The sequence below is a fragment of the Pedobacter rhizosphaerae genome (assembly GCF_900111155.1).
GTDB lineage: Bacteria > Bacteroidota > Bacteroidia > Sphingobacteriales > Sphingobacteriaceae > Pedobacter > Pedobacter rhizosphaerae.
In genome coordinates this window covers 224,561-245,775 of sequence record NZ_FOGG01000002.1, presented here as the reverse complement: position 1 = coordinate 245,775, position 21,215 = coordinate 224,561, and the positions used below count along the sequence as shown (strand labels likewise).

15 protein-coding genes are annotated in these 21,215 nt (G+C 39.9%); 8 read left to right on the top strand and 7 right to left on the bottom strand.

Translation table 11 applies throughout. From position 1 onward, the window contains the following. Positions 1 to 249: 249 nt before the first annotated feature. From BMX11_RS02605 to BMX11_RS02585, 5 genes are all read left to right on the top strand, one after another. Entirely contained in the window at positions 250 to 2,238 is a 1,989-nt protein-coding gene (locus tag BMX11_RS02605; RefSeq protein WP_394332666.1) for a heavy metal translocating P-type ATPase, read from the top strand. Between the two features lie 209 nt (positions 2,239 to 2,447). Continuing rightward, positions 2,448 to 5,114 carry a valine--tRNA ligase gene (locus BMX11_RS02600; protein WP_090880951.1) on the top strand — a complete coding sequence of 889 codons (2,667 nt, stop codon included), beginning with the start codon at positions 2,448 to 2,450 and terminating at the stop codon, positions 5,112 to 5,114. A 266-nt stretch (positions 5,115 to 5,380) separates the two neighbouring features. Continuing rightward, positions 5,381 to 6,736, top strand: a complete 1,356-nt coding sequence (locus BMX11_RS02595) for a Gfo/Idh/MocA family protein (RefSeq protein ID WP_090880948.1) — start codon at positions 5,381 to 5,383, stop codon at positions 6,734 to 6,736. A 24-nt stretch (positions 6,737 to 6,760) separates the two neighbouring features. Further along, positions 6,761 to 8,128 (top strand): 3-keto-disaccharide hydrolase, encoded by a 1,368-nt coding sequence (locus BMX11_RS02590; RefSeq protein WP_090880945.1) that lies wholly within the window; start codon positions 6,761 to 6,763, stop codon positions 8,126 to 8,128. Further along, complete coding sequence (locus BMX11_RS02585; RefSeq protein ID WP_090880942.1) at positions 8,128 to 9,321, top strand: Gfo/Idh/MocA family protein; 1,194 nt, start codon at positions 8,128 to 8,130, stop codon at positions 9,319 to 9,321. The genes BMX11_RS02590 and BMX11_RS02585 overlap by 1 nt, the downstream gene beginning before the upstream one ends. Before the next feature lie 502 nt (positions 9,322 to 9,823). Here BMX11_RS02585 and BMX11_RS02580 read toward each other — a convergent pair. Both BMX11_RS02580 and BMX11_RS02575 read right to left on the bottom strand, forming a co-directional pair. Continuing rightward, positions 9,824 to 10,282, bottom strand: a complete 459-nt coding sequence (locus BMX11_RS02580; protein ID WP_090880939.1) for a type I restriction enzyme HsdR N-terminal domain-containing protein — start codon at positions 10,280 to 10,282, stop codon at positions 9,824 to 9,826. 30 nt (positions 10,283 to 10,312) lie between these two features. Continuing rightward, entirely contained in the window at positions 10,313 to 11,086 is a 774-nt protein-coding gene (locus BMX11_RS02575; RefSeq protein WP_217643794.1) for a formylglycine-generating enzyme family protein, read from the bottom strand. Between the two features lie 44 nt (positions 11,087 to 11,130). Here BMX11_RS02575 and holA point away from each other — a divergent pair, with 44 nt between their 5' ends. The 3 genes from holA (at position 11,131) to BMX11_RS02560 (ending at position 13,862) form a co-directional block, all read left to right on the top strand. Next, a complete protein-coding gene (gene holA, locus BMX11_RS02570) occupies positions 11,131 to 12,153 on the top strand; it encodes a DNA polymerase III subunit delta (RefSeq protein WP_090880936.1) in 1,023 nt (340 codons plus the stop codon). Positions 12,154 to 12,309: 156 nt separating this feature from the next. Next, positions 12,310 to 12,678, top strand: coding sequence for a VOC family protein (locus BMX11_RS02565; RefSeq protein ID WP_090880933.1), 369 nt, complete (start codon positions 12,310 to 12,312; stop codon positions 12,676 to 12,678). Between the two features lie 317 nt (positions 12,679 to 12,995). After that, positions 12,996 to 13,862 carry a DUF808 domain-containing protein gene (locus BMX11_RS02560; RefSeq protein ID WP_090880930.1) on the top strand — a complete coding sequence of 289 codons (867 nt, stop codon included), beginning with the start codon at positions 12,996 to 12,998 and terminating at the stop codon, positions 13,860 to 13,862. 438 nt (positions 13,863 to 14,300) lie between these two features. Here BMX11_RS02560 and BMX11_RS02555 read toward each other — a convergent pair whose 3' ends face one another. From BMX11_RS02555 to BMX11_RS02535, 5 genes are all read right to left on the bottom strand, one after another. After that, on the bottom strand, positions 14,301 to 15,674 hold the full coding sequence (locus tag BMX11_RS02555) for a DUF3526 domain-containing protein (protein ID WP_090880927.1): 1,374 nt from the start codon (positions 15,672 to 15,674) through the stop codon (positions 14,301 to 14,303). A 4-nt stretch (positions 15,675 to 15,678) separates the two neighbouring features. Further along, entirely contained in the window at positions 15,679 to 17,127 is a 1,449-nt protein-coding gene (locus BMX11_RS02550; protein ID WP_090880924.1) for an ABC transporter permease, read from the bottom strand. Continuing rightward, complete coding sequence (locus tag BMX11_RS02545; RefSeq protein WP_090880921.1) at positions 17,124 to 19,631, bottom strand: TonB-dependent receptor; 2,508 nt, start codon at positions 19,629 to 19,631, stop codon at positions 17,124 to 17,126. Before BMX11_RS02545 ends, BMX11_RS02550 begins: the two co-directional genes overlap by 4 nt. A gap of 12 nt (positions 19,632 to 19,643) precedes the next feature. Next, positions 19,644 to 20,339, bottom strand: coding sequence for an ABC transporter ATP-binding protein (locus tag BMX11_RS02540; protein ID WP_090880918.1), 696 nt, complete (start codon positions 20,337 to 20,339; stop codon positions 19,644 to 19,646). Positions 20,340 to 20,499: 160 nt separating this feature from the next. Further along, positions 20,500 to 20,892: a hypothetical protein gene (locus BMX11_RS02535; protein ID WP_090880915.1), complete on the bottom strand. Its 393-nt coding sequence runs from the start codon at positions 20,890 to 20,892 to the stop codon at positions 20,500 to 20,502. Positions 20,893 to 21,215 lie beyond the last annotated feature (323 nt).

The window sequence follows — 21,215 nt, the reverse complement described above, 5'->3', positions numbered from 1 at the left end:
TTGTAGAACCAATAATAGATTTTGGCGAGTCCAATCCTTCGGATAAACTCAGCGGGTGAAAATAGGGTCTTGATCGATTTCATGATTATTTGAATCTTATACACTATTAACATTTTTTAACATTATTTATTGTGTTGCTGTAAAAATTTTTACTATCAAGAACGATTCAGGATAAAGCATTATATTTTCACTAATTTTGGGACAATGCTCGATTAAGTTGGTATTAGCTGATATTTTGAATTTAGGATTATGAATCATTCTCACGAAAAAGAAGAGAGCTGTTGCAGTAGTAAAGTACATTCTGAGCATATACATGGTACTGGGCATGGCCACGATCATGAGGATTCAGCGGATCATGATCACGATCATGCGGGAGATCCTTCGGCATTTAGTGCCTATATTCCTGCATTGGTTACATTGGTTATGCTCCTATTGGGGATCGCTTTTGACCATTTATTTAAGGTAGTGGCTTTCCAATTAATCAGACCCTACTGGTACATATTGGCTTATCTGCCCGTTGGGGTTCCGGTATTGAGAGAGGTTTGGGAGACTTTCAAGGCCAAAGATTTTTTTACAGAATTTTCTTTAATGTCTATAGCAACTATTGGTGCTTTTTGTATAGGCGAGTATCCGGAAGGCGTTACGGTAATGCTTTTCTACACCATTGGAGAGTTGTTTCAAATGGCTGCTGTAAATCGCGCTAAACAAAATATAAAAGCATTGCTTGATGTTAGGGCGGATATTGCACATGTATTTCGTAATGGAAATTACATCAGTTTAAACCCTGATCAAGTAGCAATAGGAGAGGTTATACAGGTTAAAGTTGGGGAAAAGATTCCCTTGGATGGGGAAATGCAATCGGATAAAGGGAGCTTTAATACAGCCGCACTAACCGGGGAGAGTAAACCCAAAACCATAAGTAAAGGAGAAGTTGTATTAGCGGGAATGCTTAATCTGGATCAGGTAATTGAGGTAAAAGTAACCAAGGCCTTTGCAGATAGCGCACTATCCCGTATTCTGGAAATGGTACAAAATGCAACCGCGCGGAAGGCGAAAACTGAGCTTTTTATCAGAAAGTTTGCCAAGATATATACGCCTATCGTATTCTTTTTAGCACTGGCATTAATTATTATTCCGCTAATTGTACTGAGGTCAGATTATCATTTTCAGACCTGGCTGTACCGATCACTGGTTTTTCTGGTTATTTCTTGTCCATGTGCCTTGGTTATATCCATCCCTTTGGGATATTTTGGTGGCATAGGTGCAGCTTCAGCACAGGGCATTTTGTTTAAAGGCTCTAATTTTTTAGATCTCATTACCAAATTGAATACTGTAGTAATGGATAAAACCGGGACATTAACTAAAGGGGTATTTAATGTTCAGAGGATAGAAAGTAGTATTGATGAAAAGGAATTTTTAAATGTCTTAACCGCCGTGGAGGCGAAATCGACTCACCCGATCGCCAAGGCGATTGTAGCGTATATTGGCCAAACAGCTATTCATCCGGCAGAAAATATTACCGAAATAGCTGGAATGGGGTTAAAGGGTAATGTAAACGGCAAAGAGGTACTGGCAGGAAATGTTAAGCTACTGGAGAAATTTAACATCAGCTTTGATGCCGGTTTAAAAGATATTGAGGAAAGTATTGTGGTGGTTGCAGTAGATGGGCAATACGTTGGTTATATATTGATAGCCGATGAGGTTAAAGAAGATGCACAGCAAGCGATTAAGCAGCTCCATGATAATGGAGTGAGACAGGTAGTTATGCTCAGTGGCGATAAATCATCTATTGTAAAAAAAGTTGCGCAACAGTTGGGTATTGATGCCTACTATGGCGATTTATTACCAGAAGATAAGGTTGCCAAATTAGAAGAGATTAAGAAAGACCAGCAAAAAGTAGTGGCTTTTGTTGGAGATGGTATTAATGATACACCAGTCCTGGCAATTAGTGATATCGGAATAGCCATGGGGGCCATGGGAAGTGATGCCGCAATTGAGACTGCAGATGTGGTGATTCAAACCGATCAGCCTTCAAAAATTGCAACAGCAATTAAAATTGGCAAAGCCACCAGAAATGTAGTGCTTCAGAATATTATCCTGGCTTTTGCCGTTAAGGCGCTGGTTTTGATTTTGGGAGCGGGAGGAGTAGCCACGATGTGGGAAGCCGTTTTTGCCGATGTTGGCGTTGCTTTTTTAGCCATTTTGAATGCGGTAAGAATTCAGAAGTTGAAATTTTAGTCGTGACTGAGGTGAGTAGAGAATTGTTAAAATTTAACTGAGTAAATGGCAAAATCCCTAATTCTATAATTCAATCACCCTATCATTCTCTCATTAATTATTGAAGACCCCGATTCTGGACTAATTACAACCAATTCGTCGTGTTTTACTTTAAATTTTGCCCTTAAAAACGTATTTTTGCCACTCAAATTGATATTGAATAATTTTTCATGAGTATATCCACCAAGTACAATCCTGCAGAAACAGAAGATAAATGGTATAGCTACTGGCTTTCCAAAAAGTTTTTTCACTCAGAACCTGATGAGCGCGAGCCTTATACTATCGTCATTCCTCCACCTAATGTTACCGGGGTGCTGCACATGGGGCATATGCTTAATAATACTATTCAGGATGTATTAATTCGTAAAGCACGGATGCAAGGCAAAAATGCTTGCTGGGTGCCAGGAACCGATCATGCATCAATTGCTACAGAAGCTAAGGTGGTTGCTATGCTTAAGGAGCAGGGAATCAATAAAAAAGACCTTTCGAGAGACGAATTTTTGAAATATGCCTGGGAGTGGAAAGAGAAATATGGTGGCATTATTTTAGAGCAGTTGAAGAAACTGGGAGCAAGTTGCGATTGGGATCGTACCCGTTTTACCATGGAAGAAGATCTTTCTGAAGCGGTTATCGACTCGTTTATCCATTTGCACAAGAAAGGTTGGATTTATCGTGGTATCCGGATGGTTAACTGGGATCCGGCAGGAAAAACTGCTGTTTCTGATGAAGAGGTTATCCGTAAAGAAGTAAACCAGAAACTTTATTATATCAAATACCTGATTTCAGGTACTGAAGACCAGTTCATCACCATTGCAACTACTCGTCCGGAAACGATTATGGCCGATGCCGCAATATGTATAAATCCTAATGACGAGCGCTTTATCCATTTAAAGGGCAAAAAGGTTTTTGTTCCTTTGGTCAATCACGAAATTCCGGTTATTCAGGATGAATATGTGGATATGGAATTCGGTACAGGATGTTTAAAAGTTACACCGGCGCATGACCTGAATGACTATGAGTTGGGTTTAAAACACAATTTGCCGGTTACCGATATTTTAAACGATGATGGAACATTAAACGAGTTGGCTGTAATTTTAGTTGGGGAAGATCGCTTCATTGCCCGGAAGAAAATTGCCAAAATGCTTGAAGAAGCGGGTCACCTGGAAAAAGTAGAAGATTACAAATCTCAGGTAGGCTTTTCTGAACGTACAGATGCTGCTATTGAACCTAAACTCTCTATGCAGTGGTTTGTGAAGATGAAGGAAATGGCTCAGCCGGCATTAGACGATGTTTTAAATGGTGATGTAAACCTTATCCCTAATAAATTTGAAAATACCTATCGCCACTGGATGGAAAATGTTCGCGATTGGAATATTAGCCGTCAGTTATGGTGGGGACAAAGAATCCCGGCCTGGTATGATGAAAAAGGAAACTGGGTTGTAGCCAAAACCAAGGAAGAGGCACTAGAGGAATTCTGGAAGAAAAAACATTTGGACGAAACTTGTTCGGATACCGAAAAAGCAGGTTTCAAGCATCAGTTGGAACCATTTTTAAGACAGGATGAAGATGTAATGGACACCTGGTTTTCTTCGTGGCTATGGCCTATTTCTGTATTTGACGGATTTAAAAACCCGGATAATAAAGACATTAACTATTACTACCCAACTAACGACCTGGTTACGGCTCCTGAAATTTTATTTTTCTGGGTAGCGCGTATGATTATGGCAGGACATGAGTTTATGGGTAAAAAACCATTCACCAATGTTTATTTAACCGGTATCGTTCGCGATAAGTTGGGCAGAAAGATGTCTAAATCATTAGGTAACTCACCTGATCCAATTGGTTTGATTGAAAAATATGGTGCAGATGGTGTAAGGGTTGGGATGTTACTTTGTTCACCCGCGGGTAACGATTTGATGTTCGATGAAAGCTATTGCGAGCAAGGTAGAAACTTTGCCAATAAAGTTTGGAATGCATTCCGTTTGGTAAAAGGATGGGAAGTAGATCAGAACCTCGAAAACCCGAATATACAAGCAATTGCCTGGTTTGAAAGTCGTTTTAACGAAGCATTAGTAGAAATAGAAGATAACTTCAAGCAATATCGTTTATCAGAAGCTTTAATGGCCACTTATAAACTGGTATGGGATGATTTCTGTGCCTGGTACTTAGAAATGGTTAAACCAGCTTATCAGCAGCCAATTGATGCGGGAAGCTATCAGGCAACGGTTAACTATTTCCAAAAAATATTAACCTTATTGCATCCATATATGCCTTTCTTAACCGAAGAATTGTGGCACGATGAATTGTTTGGCGAACGTGCTGAAATGGATTGCTGTATTGTTGCAGAATATCCAAAAATTGGATCTTTTGACAGTGCTTTGCTCAAAGATGCAGAAATTGTTAAAACCGTTGTTGCTGAGATCAGAAATGTTCGTAATCAGAAACAGATTTCTCCAAAAGAAGCACTTCCATTGAGTATCAAAGTAAATTCAGATTTAGATTACGAGAAGTGGTTAAATATTGTTTTCAAATTAGCGAACATCAGCGAGGCAGAGTTGGTTAACGATAAAATTGCTGGTGCAGCGGCATTTATGGCTGGTAAAGATGAGTTCTTCATTCCTTTGGCAGATAATATTGATGTAGATGCCGAGCGGGAGCGTTTAAATGCAGATTTAGTTTATCTTCAAGGATTTTTGAAGGCAGTAGATGCTAAATTGAACAATGAACGTTTTGTTCAGAATGCCAAGCCAGAAATTGTTGATAACGAACGCAATAAAAAGGCCGACGCTGAAGCGAAAATTAAGATTATTGAAGAAAGCCTGGCCATGCTAGCTTAATCACTATAAAGGATAAAATCCTCAAATATTAGCCCTTTGGAAATTCATTTTCTAAAGGGCTTTTTTATGTTATCTAATCACCTCAGACCGTTAATTTATGAGGTATTTTTGCTGGATTGTGGCAAAAGTTCTTGCGCTTCCATACACGAAATTGTTACTCAAGTACCTCTTAATCTTCAAACTAAAATACTATTTTGGAATCGATTAACTGTCATCATGATATTTAATCGAAACATTAATCTAACCTTATTTAAACCAAACATTCTATGGAGAATTCCAGAAGAAAATTTATTAAACAGTCTGCCATTTTTGCTGCGGCTACTTATGCCGGTACCATGGGTATGAGCGCTAAAAGCTACGGGCGAATTTTAGGTGCCAATGATCGGGTAAGAGTTGGCGTTGTCGGCTTTTCTGATCGCTTTAAAGAAACCCTACTTCCTTGTTTTCTGAACCACAACAAGGAACTCAATTTCGATATGGTAGGGCTTTCCGATCTTTGGAATTACAGAAGAGATTTAGGAATAGCGCATTTGAAAGAAAAATTCGGACATGACATCAAAGCTTGTAGAAATAACGACGAGCTGTATGCCATGAAAGACCTGGATGCGGTGATTATCAGTACAGCCGATTTTCAACATGCTTTACATACTATTGAGGCTGTTAAAGCCAATTGCGATGCCTATGTTGAAAAGCCATTTGCCGAAACGATGGATGATGCTAAAGCGGCATTAAAAGCGGTAAAGGCGAGTAATAAAATTGTTCAGATTGGTTCTCAAAGAAGAAGTGGTGAGAATTATGCAAATGCTGCAGAATTTATCCGGAATGGAAAATTTGGGCCTATTACCGCTGTAGATTTAGTATGGAATGTTAACCAACCGGGTAGATGGCGCAGACCAGACCTGGTTGCCAAGCTTAAAGAGGAAGATGTCGACTGGAAGCGCTTTTTACTGAATCGTCCAAATGATAGTTTCGATCCGCGTAAATATTTAGAATACCGTTTATTCTGGCCTTACTCTTCGGGCATGCCAGGACAATGGATGTCGCACCAGATTGATACCGTTCACTGGTTTACCAATTTAAAACATCCACGCAGTGTGGTGGCTAATGGTGGCATTTACACCTGGAAAGATGGTCGTAAAAACTGGGATTCGATGGTTGCTGTTTTTGATTATGGCCAACCAGAAAGTCAAGATGGCTTTCAGGTAACCTTTACCTCCCGTATGCAAAATAGTGTAGGCGATGTGGGCGAGGTTTACTATTCAAACGGCGGGGAACTAAATCTCATTACCAACAAAGTTTCGCCTAAAGGCGGATTAAAAGAAAAAGAGGCTGCGGCCATGGGCATGAAATCCAACCTGTTACCAACGTTTGATTTATCGAAAACTGAAATTAAAACGGCCACCGGTGCCAGTATGGGTGGCGATTCATTAACCTCAGGCCACATGAGAAACTGGATGGAGTGTGTACGCAGTAGAAAAACGCCTAATGCACCGGTAGAAGCAGGCTATTCACACTCTATTGCCAATATCATGACCAATGCTGCCGTACGCACAGGTGCAAAAGCAGTATTCGATGAGGGCAAGCAAGAAGTAATGGCCAACGGCAAAATCTTTAAATATTAATCAGAACCAGTTAAAAAAAATCAAATGTCAATCAATATTAAAAAATATACCCTGCTTTCGCTCTGTTTAATTAGTTTATCTGCTGCTGCGCAAAAAGCCAAGCCCCTTTTTGATGGAAAAACCCTAACCGGATGGAAATCTGTTGCGGGTGCAGCTTCTTATAAAGTAGAAGACGGCATGATTGTAGGCACCATGGTTAAGGGAACTCCCAATTCGTTTTTAATTACCGAAAAGGAATATGGCGATTTTGTTTTAGAATTAGATGTGAAACTGGAAGGTTCAACAACGAATACCGGTGTTCAAACCCGTAGTCACATTAAACCTGAAGCCAATAATGGAAGAGGCTTAGTTTATGGTCGCCAGATGGAAATAGATCCTACACCAAGAGCCTGGACAGGCGGTATTTACGATGAGGCGAGAAGACTATGGCTTTACCCCCTAGAATTGAATACGGCAGCGAAGCCACTTTACAAAAAGGAAGAATTTAACCATTATAGAATTGAATGTATTGGTAATGAAACTAAAACCTGGGTAAATGGATCCCCGGTAGCCTACGTCATTGATACTTTAGATCAATCTGGTTTTATTGGTTTGCAGGTTCATGGAATTGGTTCAAACTTCGAAAATGATGGTAAAAAGGTTTACTTTAAAAATATAACCATTCAAACAGAAGGTTTAAAACCTAAAGCATTTCCTAAAGGAATATATGCCGTAAATCTTACCCCCAACACGCTTTCAGCCTATGAAAAAGCTAATGGCTATAAATTATTGTTTGATGGGAAAAGCAATAAGGGTTGGGTAGGCGCATATAAAAATGCTTTCCCGGCAAAGGGCTGGCAAATTGCCGATGGCGTGTTAAGCGTACAGTCTTCTAATGGTGCAGAATCTACCAATGGAGGAGATATTGTAACCACAGATCAGTACACTGCGTTCGATCTTTCATTCGAATTTAAACTTACTCCGGGTGCAAATAGTGGTGTGAAATACTTCGTAACCCTGAGCGAGAATAATTCTGGCTCGGCAATTGGTTTGGAATACCAGGTTTTGGATGATGTACTGCATCCTGATGCTAAATTAGGTAGAGATGGAAACCGTACATTGGGATCGTTATACGATTTGATAACCGCTAAAAAAGAGGCTAGATTCCTTCGCCCAATTGGCTCATGGAACAATGGCCGGGTAGTGGTTTATCCCAACAACAAAGTGGAACATTACTTAAACGGAGTTAAAGTTGTAGAGTATGTAAGGGGGTCAGAAGAATTTAAAAAGATTGTCGCCATTAGTAAGTATAAAGACTGGAAAAACTTTGGACAAGCGCCTAAAGGCCATATCTTAATTCAAGATCATGGCAATGCAGTAAGTTTTAGGACCATAAAATTGAAAACACTCTAATGCACCGTCGTTCATTTGTTAAAAATTCAGCATTTTTAGGTTCAGGGCTTTTGTTCGGGAATACTGTTTTAGCCGATGTTTATCGCGATCAGATCATCCCGGTAGCCATGATTGGTTGTGGAGATAGGGGCAAGGGGGTACTCTCAGTACTCAAATCCATGTCGGCTAAATACCGCATTGCTGCTTACTGTGATGTACTCGATTTTCGACTAAAAGAAACCGAAAAATATGTTCCTGCCGAAGCAAAGGCAATAAAGGATTACCACAAAATTTTAGATGATAAAAGTATAGCAGCTGTTTTTATTGCCACACCTTTAAGCGAGCATTTTAAAATAGCCAAGGACGCGGTGCTGGCAGGAAAACATGTATATGTAGAGAAAACTATGACCTATGACATTGCTCAGGCCTTAGCACTTAAAAAGCTGGTTAGGCAATATCCCAATCAGGTTTTTCAGGTAGGTTATCAATACCGCTACTCGCCACTTTATTTTAAGGTGAAAGATATGATTCAGAGTGGTTATCTGGGTAAAGTATCTCAAATAGACTGTCGCTGGGATAGAAATGGAACATGGAGAAGGGCGGTGCCAGAACCTTCCTTAGAACGCAAAATTAACTGGCGGATGTATAGGGAGTACTCGGGTGGCCTCGCTGCCGAACTGTTGTCTCATCAGATTGATTTTATCAATTGGGCATTTGAAACACAACCCGATGAAATAATGGGAAGTGGTGGCATCGATATTTTTAACGACGGACGGGAAACTTATGATAACATTCAGGCTATTTTACGCTATAAAGAGAAAGGAATGATTGGCAATTTCGGGGCAACCTGTGGCAATGCGCATGATGGTTATCTTTTCAAAATAAAAGGCACCAAGGGATCTGTTTCGCTGCTCACTAATACCGGGTTGTTCTATCCAGAAGAAAGTACAAAAAAAGATCTGGGCATTGTAGATGGCGTAACCGGAGCCACTAAAATAGTGGTAAACAAGGATGGTGGGATTCCGATTTTAGACAAGCCAACTAAAGATGGAACGAACTATGCCTTAGATGAGTTTTACCGCTCCATTACCACGGGCAAAACTCCTGCTTCCAATATTGACACGGGAACGCAAGCGGCGATTTGCGTGGCTATGTGTAATGAGGCCATTTATTCGGGGAATAATCAGCATTGGAAAAAAGCGTACGAGGTTTAGTAGTTGGGATTCATGGATTCTGAAGTAGTACCACTAATAAATTGAAAATTATTTATTAGAAAAGCAGCTAACCAGTAGATAATAAAATCTTGTCTTGTTGAATTATTTCAGCATCTTTAAGGTAAGGCCCTGAAACAATTTCAGGGTGACGAGTGTGTTAGAAAATTTCGTCTTGCTGAATTTATTTCAGCATCTTTAAGGTAAGGTCATGAAACAAGTTCAGGGTGACGACCGTGTTAGAGGTGTATTGAAACTGGTAGGTGGTGACACCAACCAGTAGACAAGAGATCCTATTCCATATCTCGTCTTGCTGAATTTATTTCAGCATCTTTACCATAAGCATGACCCGTATTGGAAAGTTGCACATTAAATTTATTTCAGCATCATTTGTGTTAAGGCCCTGAAACAAGTTCTGGGTGACGAGCGTGTTAGAGGTTCATTGAAGCTGGTAGGTGGTGATAACAACCAGTAAATAATGAAGCAATCTTATCTGTAAAACTTGCTACAAAGCCGGGTATTCCGGGATTTCTGGTGTAAATGCGAAGCTTCCTCTATCCAAATCCATTTTGGCATAAACGTGCTGAAGTCCGTTGGTTAACACAATCCATTTAGCCTGATGGATAGAGTTGTACCTGGCTGCCTGTTCAAAAACGGCCTGTGTAATTTTTACCTTTGGTGCTTTACATTCCACTAATACCAATTTCTCTCCGGCAGTGTTGTACACCAGTATATCGCTCCTTTTTTGAAGCTGATTTAATACCAGGCCGCCCTCTATCTGGATTAATGTTTTAGGAAATTTCTTGCTGGCAATGAGATTTTGGATAAAATGCTGGCGTACCCATTCTTCTGGCGTTAAAACCAGATGTTTCTTCCTGAGTTCATCGAAAATATAATAAACATTATCTTTTTGGGTCAGTTTAAAAGGATAAGGAGGAAGATTTAAAGGGGTAGGGGTAAACATTTAGTATTTCTGTTGTTAGCTGTTAAATAATTATAGGTTTTTAGCGATTCTAAATCCGAGATCATCAATTTTAAAAGATTTAGGATGACTCCTTCGGCGATTAGTAGCCATACAGCCTCTTTCTTCGTCGCACCAGCCGCCGCCACGTATAATACGGTAAGAACCATATACAGTTTCATCATAAATATCTGAGCACCATTCCCAAACATTGCCCAGCATATCGTAAAGTCCGAAGGCGTTTGGAGCTTTTAAGCCTACCGGATGTGTAGAGCCGTTGGCATTATTTTTATACCAGGCAATCTCATCCAAATCTGCATATCTAATGCCTTGTGTACCAGCTTTGCAAGCATATTCCCATTCGGCTTCGGTAGCCAGGCGGTAGCCATTGGCCAGGTTATCAAATTGATAATCGTCGGTATCAAGATTAAAAATATAGCAAGGATTTAAGTCCGAAATACTGGAGAGTTGATTACAAAAGCCGATGGCATCTCTCCATGAAATAGTTTCTACTGGTAGATTATTTCCAGAAAAAGTACTGGGACATACCTGCATCACCTGAAAATATAATGCTTGTGTTACGGCATATTTACTGAGCAAAAAAGACTTTATTTCAACGGTCCAAATCTGTTTTAACCGATCATCACGCAAGGTAATTTCACCATTTGGAATCGTAACCAATTGAGCATTTAAAAAGTTGATATCCAATATTTCATTGTTTTCCTGAATCATTGTATTGACTTGAGGCTTATCATTATTAAAAATTACCAGAAGGCCAAAGTTAATATTTGTGAATAAACAATTCATCTAATTTCTTAAATCCTAAAAGCTAAATTGTAATTTTACAGGCAATGACTGCTGCCGAAATCATCAAGGATATTAAAGCCCGAAAGTTTAAACCTGTGTATCTTTTACATGGTGAAGAATCTTACTATATTGATGAAATAACCGATTATATAGAAGATAAACTATTGAGTGATGCCGAGAAGGGCTTCAACCAAACGGTGCTTTACGGTAAGGATACCGATATGGCCACAGTTTTAGGGGCCGCTAAGCGCTACCCAATGATGTCAGACTATCAGGTGGTGATAGTAAAGGAGGCGCAGGATTTAAAATGGGGAAAGGAAGATGCCGGAAGTAAAGAGGCCGAATTTGTACTCAATTATTTCGAAAAACCTTTGCCAAGCACCATTTTAGTGCTCGCTTTTAAATATGCCAATTTCGATAAACGGAAGAAAATTTATAAAGCCATTAGTAAAAGTGGATTGATTTTTCAGTCGGATCCGGTACGGGATTACAAAATTGCGGCATGGATTGACGATTTCGTTAAAGAGAAAGGCTATAAAATAGATCCTCAGGCATCAGCCCTGATGGCGGAGTATTTAGGTACGGATCTTTCTAAAATTTCGAATGAGACCGAAAAGCTCATGCTGAATGTAGCAAAGGAAGTAACCATTAATACCGACCATATTCAAAAGAATATCGGGATTAGCAAAGAGTATAATGTTTTTGAACTGCAAAAAGCATTGGCCATCCGCGATGTACTAAAGTGCAATAGAATTATTAACTATTTTGCCAGTAACCCTAAAGCCAACCCAACGGTAATGGTTTTGGCTAACCTGGGTGGTTACTTTACCAAGTTATTGCGTTACCATTACTTACCCAATAAAGCAGAGGCTGCCTCTGCCTTGGGCATACCACCATTCTTTGTAAAAGATTACGAAGTGGCGGCCAGAAACTACAATACGGGTAAAGTTTTTCAGGTTATTGCTTTACTAAGGGAGTACGATTTAAAAAGTAAGGGGCTAGACAGCAGTGGTAATGTAGATGATGGCGAACTGCTGAAAGAGCTGGTTTTTAAGATGGTACATTAGGGTTTGTTGTTTATTTGGCGGTTAACTGTTTAATCGTCTAACTGTTTAACTGAGAACTGCCAGCACGAATAAACAACAAAGTACTCAGGATAAAGATCGATTAAACAATGTAACAATTAGTCAATTAAACAATAGAACAATTAAGCAATAGAACAAATGTTACAAGGATTAAGAACAATAGTTTATTATGTTGGCGATTTAGTTGCCGCAAAAGCATGGTATAAACAAGTTTTCGAAATAGAACCCTATTTTGATGAGCCCTTCTACGTTGGCTATAACATTGGAGGATATGAATTAGGCTTAGATCCGGATGATTCAGGATATAGCAAAGGAAATCATTCTATTACTTACTGGGGCGTAGCAGATATCGTTCAGGTTTTTAAGAAGTTTGAAGAACTTGGCGTTGAAACACACCAGGAACCTAAAAATGTTGGAGGTCCTATTTGGGTAGGAAGTATTTTTGATCCTTTTGGAAATGTTATCGGTTTTATTCAAAATCCCGAATTTAAACTTGCAAATGCTTAGACTTATTTTTATTCGGTATTTCCTGGTAAAAAATGATGCGAGCCGTTTTGGTCCCGCATCTGTCATCCATATCCATCCGGAGTATTGAATTATAAATATAACAGGTTTGTTACATTTCTTCCAAGAAAAAAATGATTTTTTTTAGCGCTAAAGCTTAGCCGTTTTAAAATCTTCAAATACGAGAAAATCGTTTGTATTATTCGCATCAAAACTATTTTAATAGATTTGGGTTTAAAAGGAGAATTATTCACGGCGGTAGAACATCACAACATAAATTTTTATACAATAATTAATCACAACATTAAAGATCGACAACTATGGCTTCAGGTTTTTTTGCAATTTTAGATGATATTGCTGCCCTTATGGATGATGTAGCAGTAACTGCAAAAATAGCTACAAAGAAAACGGCAGGTATATTGGGCGATGATTTAGCCGTAAATGCCGAAAAAGCCACAGGCTTCCTTTCTTCGCGAGAACTGCCGGTTTTATGGGCTATTACCAAAGGATCTTTCATCAATAAGGTCATCATTGTTCCTATTGCCCTATTACTCAATTCATTTTTTCCTGTTGCCATAGAGTGGATATTGATATTGGGGGGATTCTATCTCGCCTATGAAGGAGTGGAGAAAATTTATGAGTACTTTTTTCCACACCCTAAACCAGAAACCGGAAAAGATTCAGTTGAAATATTGGATGATGCAGGCAAGGAAAAAGCCAAAATTAAGTCTGCTATCACCACCGATTTTATACTCTCTGTCGAAATCGTGATTATCGCTTTGGGAACCGTTTTGGATAAAAGTTTGAGTCTACAAATCGTAACTGTATCGTTTGTTGCACTTGTGGCTACCGTAGGCGTTTATGGCATAGTAGCGCTCATTGTTAGAATGGACGATACCGGATATAAAATGATTAAGCGTTCTGGAAACGTTGGCTTCCTTTCTACACTCGGAAATTTATTAGTGAAGTCGCTTCCGGTTATCATCAAAATTCTGGCTGTAGTGGGTACAATTGCCTTGCTCTTGGTTGCTGGAGGTATTTTTGTGCATAACATAGATTATTTGCATCACCTTTTTCCAGGTATCCCATCAATTATTAAAGAATTTGTTGCAGGGGTGCTTGGCGGCATTTTGATGTTGGCGGGTATTGCTTTCGTTAAGTGGGTGATTTCGTTGTTTAAGCGCTAAGTTATTACCCGAGATTGATATCGCTGCTGCCGATGAAAAATCGGCATCTCGCTAAATCGGGTTTAGATACCTCAGTCTGTTAAGATAAACCTCTAATGTATTGGGAACCCTCAGATAGCAAGGGTTTTCTGCGGGAATCTCCTTAAATCTGCGGGAAATTATTTGGTCCCGCAGATTCAAATGATTAGCGCAGATTTCTCTACTGGTTGGTGTCACCACCTACCAGCTTCAATGGATCTCTAACACGCTCGTCACCCTGAACTTCTTTCAGGGCCTTACCTTAAAGATCCTGAACTAAATTTACTGCGTAGCTCTTCCATTACGCTCCAGGTTAGCAAGACGGTATTTTATTATCTATTGGTTGGTGTCACCACCGGCCAGATTGCTAGGTTGTAAAGAAGCCCCAATGAACTACTGTCTAATGAACTATTGAACCAATTAAAAACTCAACTTCGCCAATCGCTTATTCGATAAATTTCTCTTGGATATAACCAACAAAATAACGATTAGTATAAAAATAGAAACTAACCTACCATAAGGATAACGCTTTTCAGCTTCAAATCTTTTTAGTGGTATTTTCTCCACAGCTGTTGAGGAGACAGGCTTTTCCAGAAAAATGCTCGGATAAAAGCGAAGTCTGATTTGTTCATGATATTTGCGTACAGCTTGTTGGAAATCCAGATGAGAATCCAGGTCTGATCCGGCCATTTCATTAATACCCAATTGAGTTTGTATCGTCGGAATAAAAAGAGCAGCCATGTTGGTAAAGTGCTGTCGGGCAATAAGTTTTCTTTCTATGGCCGCTCTACTTTCTCTGGCCTGGTCATCGCCCATTTGTTGCATACCATAATACCAAAACCAGCTAAAAGTTTTATCCTCCGGAAAAGGATATTGCTTCAGTTGTGGATAATGTTCAAAGAATGGTTTCATTGTTACCTCTTTAGGCATATCCCATTTTTCATGATAGCCCTCTCTTTGGTTAATCACGTTTTGCAGGGCCTCTGGCACCGAAAACCTTTGCGTTAGCCATAAGTTTAAGGTGGCCGGAATAACAATACACAGCACTACCCAGAACGCCACAAGTGCAGAAGCATTGTAGCTTGACGATTTGCCTAAGGAGATAATGAAAAATGATAAAGCAAACCAGAATGCCAGGTAAAGTACAATCATTGCAAATACCAAAAGCAAGGTTTGATCTAATGGTAAATTAAGGTACCACACAGCTATGCCCATTAGCAAGATCGCTACAGCATAAATAGCCGCAATTCGGATTTGAAACTTCCGCCAAATCACCTGAAAAAGATTACCAGATTGTGATTTTAGCAGCGACCAAACCCCACTTTCCCGTTGTTCTGAGATCAGATTGTAACTAAAAGCAATAATAACCAGCGGAAAAAGAAATAAGAAAACAAAACTAACGTCCATGTTTCCCAAAAGCATGCTTACGGGGTTGGTAAGTTCAGTATCGTAAAGTTGTCCCTCCAGTGCCAGCATGGTTACCGAAATGAGGTAGGGGTTAACATCGCGTTGCCCGTTGGCAAAGGCCGCCCATTGCCCGGGTATGTTAGCTGTAGAAAATTTATTATGATAAAAAAACAGGCCAACATCTTTACCAAAATGTGCTACATTTTCCTGAGTGTTTTTTTGCTGTAATAGAGCAGCCTTTTCAATTACTGTTTGTTGCTCAGCAATAAAAGATTTCCCGAAATATAGTGCTGCAATACCCGTAAAAAACAATATGGCAATTCCGATCCAGGCCGATCGGCTTCTAAAAAACAGTTTGATTTCTAAATTATAGGTGCTTGTTTTCATCTCGTTATATAGTTTTAATCCACCTTGATGAATATTGAAGTAAAAGTATACTGGCCATTAACCAAATAAAAACAGACAGCAAAGACAGTAACTCCTTAGGTATTACTTCTCCCAGGGTATCAAACTGATAATTGAAATCGGGTTGTTCTGCCCAGTTTGCACGGTTAATGGATAGGGGTTTTTCATGTTCGCCAGGGGCGATGTTGCTGATCTTATCAATCTGGAGTTTGTTCATCTTCTGAGCAAGCCCATATCGATAATTTTCTGCCTGTTTTTGGAAATTGATATAGGTGTTAAAATCAGATGCCGTTAGCGCCATAGAAATTTGTTTCAGTGCCAGGTAGGGGTTAAATAGCCCTGCCATGCCCATTACGCTGTTCTGTTGCTCAAAAGTCTTATTTAGTGCCTGTTGGTGGCTACTATAAATTTGGGAAGTGATTTTTTCACCCTCAGCCATGATGTAGCCGCCATAATTAAATGGAAGCTTTTTAACATCATCCACAGCGTACTTGCGGAGTAGCGAATCTTTAATGGCGGCATAATGCAGATCATTGGGATCGTGGCTGTCGCCCTGTTTTTTAACATCATTGGAAATTGCATCTGCAAATTCTATTTTAGAGGGTGAAAGGTATATCTTAGTGCCAATAGCCTGTGAAATGCGTGGAATGAGTATAGTAAAGAATATCCATCCCGATAGTAGCGCGGTAAGGGCTATTTTGGAACTGCGCTGAAAGGCAGATACCAGCACGGTTATGGCCGAAACAATGAAGAAGTATATGGCGTAGCTGATAATCAGGGTAATTAATCGCAAAGTCGCATCGCTTCCAATTTTCCAATCGCTAAGCTGTGCCCACAACAGAATGGTTAGCAGAATTAAGGGAATAAATATCGTGAGTGCAACACCAATGATGCCCCATGTTTTACCCCATAATAACTTCTTCCAGCTTACATTCTGACAAAGCAGAATTTTAAGTGTTCCCGACTCTCTTTCGGCAGAAATGCAATCGTAGCCCAAAAAAATGATGAGTAGTGGTACCAGAAGCTGCAATACCATGGCAATACTGATTTCTCCAAAGCGGAGCATGCCGTTAGAAAATCCAGCCTCGCTAAAATTTACAGTATTTTGCTTGTGTGCCTCCAGGAAAATGGAAACTCCGGCAAAACTTTCAATGCCAAAATCAAAAAAGCTAAGCTCGTGCTTTTCTCGGAAGGCAAGGTACCCGTAGTGCGCCATCCGGTGAGGATGCTTATCGGGTTTGGCCAGCCATTGCTTCCTAACCAGTTGTTTGTAATGCAGGCGCTGGTTGTTCTGTTCCTTAAAATTTTGCCAGCCTATATAGGTGGCTAAACAAAGTGCAAGACCTAACAACAGTGTTAATGCGAATGTTGCCCGGTTAGCGAATGCCGTTTTATAAGTGTGTTTTGTTATGGTAAAAATGATTCCCGATTTCATATGCGATACGTTACATTAAACATTACATTTCGTGGAGTACCAGGGAAAAGACGCAGGTAATTCTGTGCGCCAACCCAATATGTCTTGTTTAAAATATTATTGATATTCATAGAGAGCTGAACTTTTGACGATGATGGAGCGTAGTACAAGGCCGCATCAAATATAGTATAAGCCGGAAGGAGAAAGTCTCTGATGTACAAAGGGAGTTTATTTCCGCTAAACTGTACGCCGGCTCCAATACCAAATCCATTGAGTTTTTTTGATTCCAGGTTGTATCGCGTCCATAAACTGGCACTGTGTTCTGGGGTATTCTGTACCCTGCTACCCACTACCGCGGGATTAAAATCGTTGGTAACTATGGCTTTAACATAACTATAGCCTACATTAAACTGCCAGTTTGGTCTGATGAAGCCTGATGACTCTACTTCTATTCCCCTGCTGCGTTGCGAGCCACGTTCAACCAAACGGTTAACATCTAAGGGGTCATTGGCATTCATTAAAAGGTTCTTCTGGTTAATTTCAAATAAAGAAAGGTTAACCATCAGGTTGCCACCAAGCCACTCAGACTTAGCACCTATTTCTTTAAGATTACTCTCTAAAGGTTTAAAATTTGTTCCTGCAGGCGGAGGAACAATTACCAGACTCGAGGTATTGCCCTGTGGCTGATACCCTTGAAGGTAAGTACCGTAGATATTAATGTTGCCGGTTACCGCATAGGTAATTCCAATTCTTGGCAATAGTTTATGCTGGTATATTTTCTTTTCCGTAACGAGCTTATAGTTACTGTAATCTTCGTACCATTCTTGTCTAACACCCAGCGTAAGCGTAACCTTATCATATTTGATCTGGTCTTGCAGGTATACGCCGTTTACCAGATAATAGGCGGGCAATATCTCCACTTTCGTAAACACGTAATCATTTAAGTTTTTGAGGGTGTAAACAGGATTGGAGAGGTTAAAATGCTCCACGTTAGGTACGGGGGCGCTTACCCCATTAACAGTTGTCATTTGGTATAAATCTTTTTTTGTTGCATCATATCTGGCAACCACTGTTCCGTCTTTTAAGCGGTAGCCCTGGGCCGTATTTGTACCACCACCTCTAAGTTTTTGGGTTGAAATGCGGTCATAACCCACTACAATTTTATGTTCCAGACCAGCAGTATGGGTGTTGATACTCAGATAGGTACTGAGGTTGTCGGTGCTAAATTTTTGCTGACGCTGAACGGCAATCATACCGGCCAATGTTCGTATTGGCTGATTATTTTCGTCTACAGCAAAGGCATTGTTGGTACGGTGCTCCAGCAGATCTTCCGTCCAGTTCTGTTTCATATAAGCAACATTAAACGAGATGTGCTGCGTGATTTTGTGGGCAAGATTGGCCATCAGCATCAGGTCTTGAGAATTAAACCTGTCGTTACTGGCGCCCATATTAAAACTGATGGGCGTGCTATTCAAATCTGTCTGGCCTGCAACAGCGCCAAATATGGCCTGACCGCGATCTAATCTGGAATTGCTGTTGTTTATGATCGCTTCTACATTTAGGCTTGTTCGGTCATTGGGAATGTAAGAAAAGGAAGGTGCAATGATGTATCCTTTTCTGTATTGCAAATCTCTAAAGCTTTTGCTGTCTTCATATCCCAGATTAAGTCGGTAAAGGAGGGTTTTATCCGCATTCAACGGACCAGTAAAATCCAGTGCGCCACGCACAGTGCTGAAACTTCCTCCAGACAGGCTGATTTCCTTCCGGTCTTGCGCAAGGGGTTTTTTGGTAACGAGATTAATGCTTCCCCCGGGATCAACGCTGGAGAAGGTTGCACTAGCAGGGCCTTTTATCACTTCGATACGCTCCAGGTTACTGGTTAAGGGTTGATTAAAATAATACTGGCGCGTACGCATACCATTTATAATTACGCCTTCTTCATTCTGATTAATCCCCCTGATGGCGAATTGATTATAAAAACTGCTCTGAGATACACTGGTTACATTTTTTATCGCATCAGCTAATACGGCTGCTTGCCTGTCGGCAATTAATTCTTTAGATATGGAAGCAATAGCCTGAGGAATATCCTTGTTTAATGAAGCGGTTTTAGTAGCCGAAAAAGAATAGTTTCCATAGTACTTTTTTCCATTGGTACCTACAATCTCTACCGTTTGAAGTTCTTCACTGGAAACAGGCATAACAAAGGTATTTAATGTCTGCTCTCCGGTTTCCGTGATTACCTGAGATTCGGAAATAGTGCTGAAGCCTATAGCAGATAGGGTAATGTGATAATTGCCGGGTTTGGAGAGTATGATTGCAAAATTCCCTGAAGTGTCACTGCTGGTATGAAGTAAATCCTTACCGCTTTTGAATCTGATGGTCGCTTTTTGAATGGCATTGCCCTGTTTATCGGTTACTTTTCCCTTCACGCTAACCTGTGCCATGGCAAGTGTAGTGAATAGCGAGAAGATCAAAAACAGAAAGCCTGTCCGCAAGATAATGCGGGATATATATAGGTGATACATTAAATGGTTGAGTTAAATGGTTTGTAAGTAAAGCTCCTGAAGATCCGTTGCAGAAATTTCACTTGCTTTAAGGGTGTGGATTAATGTTCCTTGTTTCATAATTCCAATATGGGTACCCAAACTCACCGCATTAAAAATATCATGCGTAGCCATGAGGATAGACCTGCCTTCACTGGCCAGCTTTTTCACCAGTTCGGTAAATTCTGCTGTTGCCTTAGGATCTAGTCCACTGGTGGGTTCGTCCATTAATATGATTTTGGCATCCTTGGCCACGGCAATGGCAATACCAACCTTTTGGCGCATGCCCTTACTAAAACCAGCAAGAGGCTTGCGGTGTGCGCTAGCCTGTAAACCACAGGCATTCAGGAAATCAATCAGCTTGTCTTCGGTATACTCAAAACCTGCCAGCCTTGAAAAGTAGTTAAGGTTTTCAATTGCACTGAGGTTTCCATATAGCATAACCACCTCCGGGATGTAAGCAAGGTGCTGCCTGCGCAAGTCATCTGCTGCCGAAACTTCTTCGTTATTGATCAGGATTTTTCCTTCGCTAGGGGTTATGAAACCCAGGAAGAGATTAATTGTCGTCGTTTTTCCGGCACCGTTTTGGCCAAGCAAACAGTAAACTTCTCCTGCATTTACAGTAAGATTTAACTGCTTTAATGCCTGATACGATCCATAATTTTTGGATAGTGAAATAGCTTGAAGCATAAAAAAATAAAAAGTAAAAAGATGTGGCCCAAACATGTCTACTCATTGAACCAGGTTAGATCATTAATCAATTAACCTCTTCAACGTAGTCAGGTTGAGCTTCCTGATGATAATCTAATTTAGAATACAGGTTTAAAAAAATCCCTTTTGGAATTTTAGGCTAAATGCTGGGCGGTCCTTTATTGGTCGCAGCAAGGATATAGGCCAGGGGATATTTTATGCTATAAAAGGATAGACCGCTTTGTGGAACATCCGTATTTACTGAAATGAAGTCGTTTTCTGGGACAATATAATGATGCGACTGGTGCTTAATCAGTTCGCAAAAGCTACACTTTATTTTGGCGATTTTTAACTGTGAACTCGCCTGTACTTTTTCAGTATTGGTACAATCCTGATCGTGATGGTGTAAACTTTCAAAAAGAAAGACGCTGGAAAACAAGACCAATAGCAAAGCAGCCCAAATCTGGATGAAGCTGGTTTTTCGATATTTATTGTTTCTAGCCTTCAATGCAACAAAGATACATTTATGATTGGAGCTTTTTAAGTTTTTCATAAAATTATCTGGCTTACCTTATTATTTTATCAACGGAATGCCCGGATATCCTGCTTTTAAGAGATCATGGATAAAGTTTATACGATGGGTTTATATTTAATACACATTGTTAATTTACCCCTGCATTTTTACTATTTATACCCCTATTAATCATACTGTGTATAGCTACATTTGAATACGTGTATTGCTAATTAAATATTCATTTAATGTGCTTTAAGTAGACGATAGTAAGGCTGAAGTATGCACTATAGGTTGCTGAGATAGCAATTATAGTAACGATAAAACTGCTTGGTTAACACACCATCAGTTATAAATAACCAAAT

Bases quoted from the DNA above. Each gene is read 5' to 3' on its own strand.
- BMX11_RS02605 (WP_394332666.1), top strand. From the start codon at position 250: ATGAATCATTCTCACGAAAAAGAAGAGAGCTGTTGCAGTAGTAAAGTA.
- BMX11_RS02600 (WP_090880951.1), top strand. From the start codon at position 2,448: ATGAGTATATCCACCAAGTACAATCCTGCAGAAACAGAAGATAAATGG.
- BMX11_RS02595 (WP_090880948.1), top strand. From the start codon at position 5,381: ATGGAGAATTCCAGAAGAAAATTTATTAAACAGTCTGCCATTTTTGCT.
- BMX11_RS02590 (WP_090880945.1), top strand. From the start codon at position 6,761: ATGTCAATCAATATTAAAAAATATACCCTGCTTTCGCTCTGTTTAATT.
- BMX11_RS02585 (WP_090880942.1), top strand. From the start codon at position 8,128: ATGCACCGTCGTTCATTTGTTAAAAATTCAGCATTTTTAGGTTCAGGG.
- BMX11_RS02580 (WP_090880939.1), bottom strand. From the start codon at position 10,282: ATGTTTACCCCTACCCCTTTAAATCTTCCTCCTTATCCTTTTAAACTG.
- BMX11_RS02575 (WP_217643794.1), bottom strand. From the start codon at position 11,086: ATGAATTGTTTATTCACAAATATTAACTTTGGCCTTCTGGTAATTTTT.
- holA (WP_090880936.1), top strand. From the start codon at position 11,131: ATGACTGCTGCCGAAATCATCAAGGATATTAAAGCCCGAAAGTTTAAA.
- BMX11_RS02565 (WP_090880933.1), top strand. From the start codon at position 12,310: ATGTTACAAGGATTAAGAACAATAGTTTATTATGTTGGCGATTTAGTT.
- BMX11_RS02560 (WP_090880930.1), top strand. From the start codon at position 12,996: ATGGCTTCAGGTTTTTTTGCAATTTTAGATGATATTGCTGCCCTTATG.
- BMX11_RS02555 (WP_090880927.1), bottom strand. From the start codon at position 15,674: ATGAAAACAAGCACCTATAATTTAGAAATCAAACTGTTTTTTAGAAGC.
- BMX11_RS02550 (WP_090880924.1), bottom strand. From the start codon at position 17,127: ATGAAATCGGGAATCATTTTTACCATAACAAAACACACTTATAAAACG.
- BMX11_RS02545 (WP_090880921.1), bottom strand. From the start codon at position 19,631: ATGTATCACCTATATATATCCCGCATTATCTTGCGGACAGGCTTTCTG.
- BMX11_RS02540 (WP_090880918.1), bottom strand. From the start codon at position 20,339: ATGCTTCAAGCTATTTCACTATCCAAAAATTATGGATCGTATCAGGCA.
- BMX11_RS02535 (WP_090880915.1), bottom strand. From the start codon at position 20,892: ATGAAAAACTTAAAAAGCTCCAATCATAAATGTATCTTTGTTGCATTG.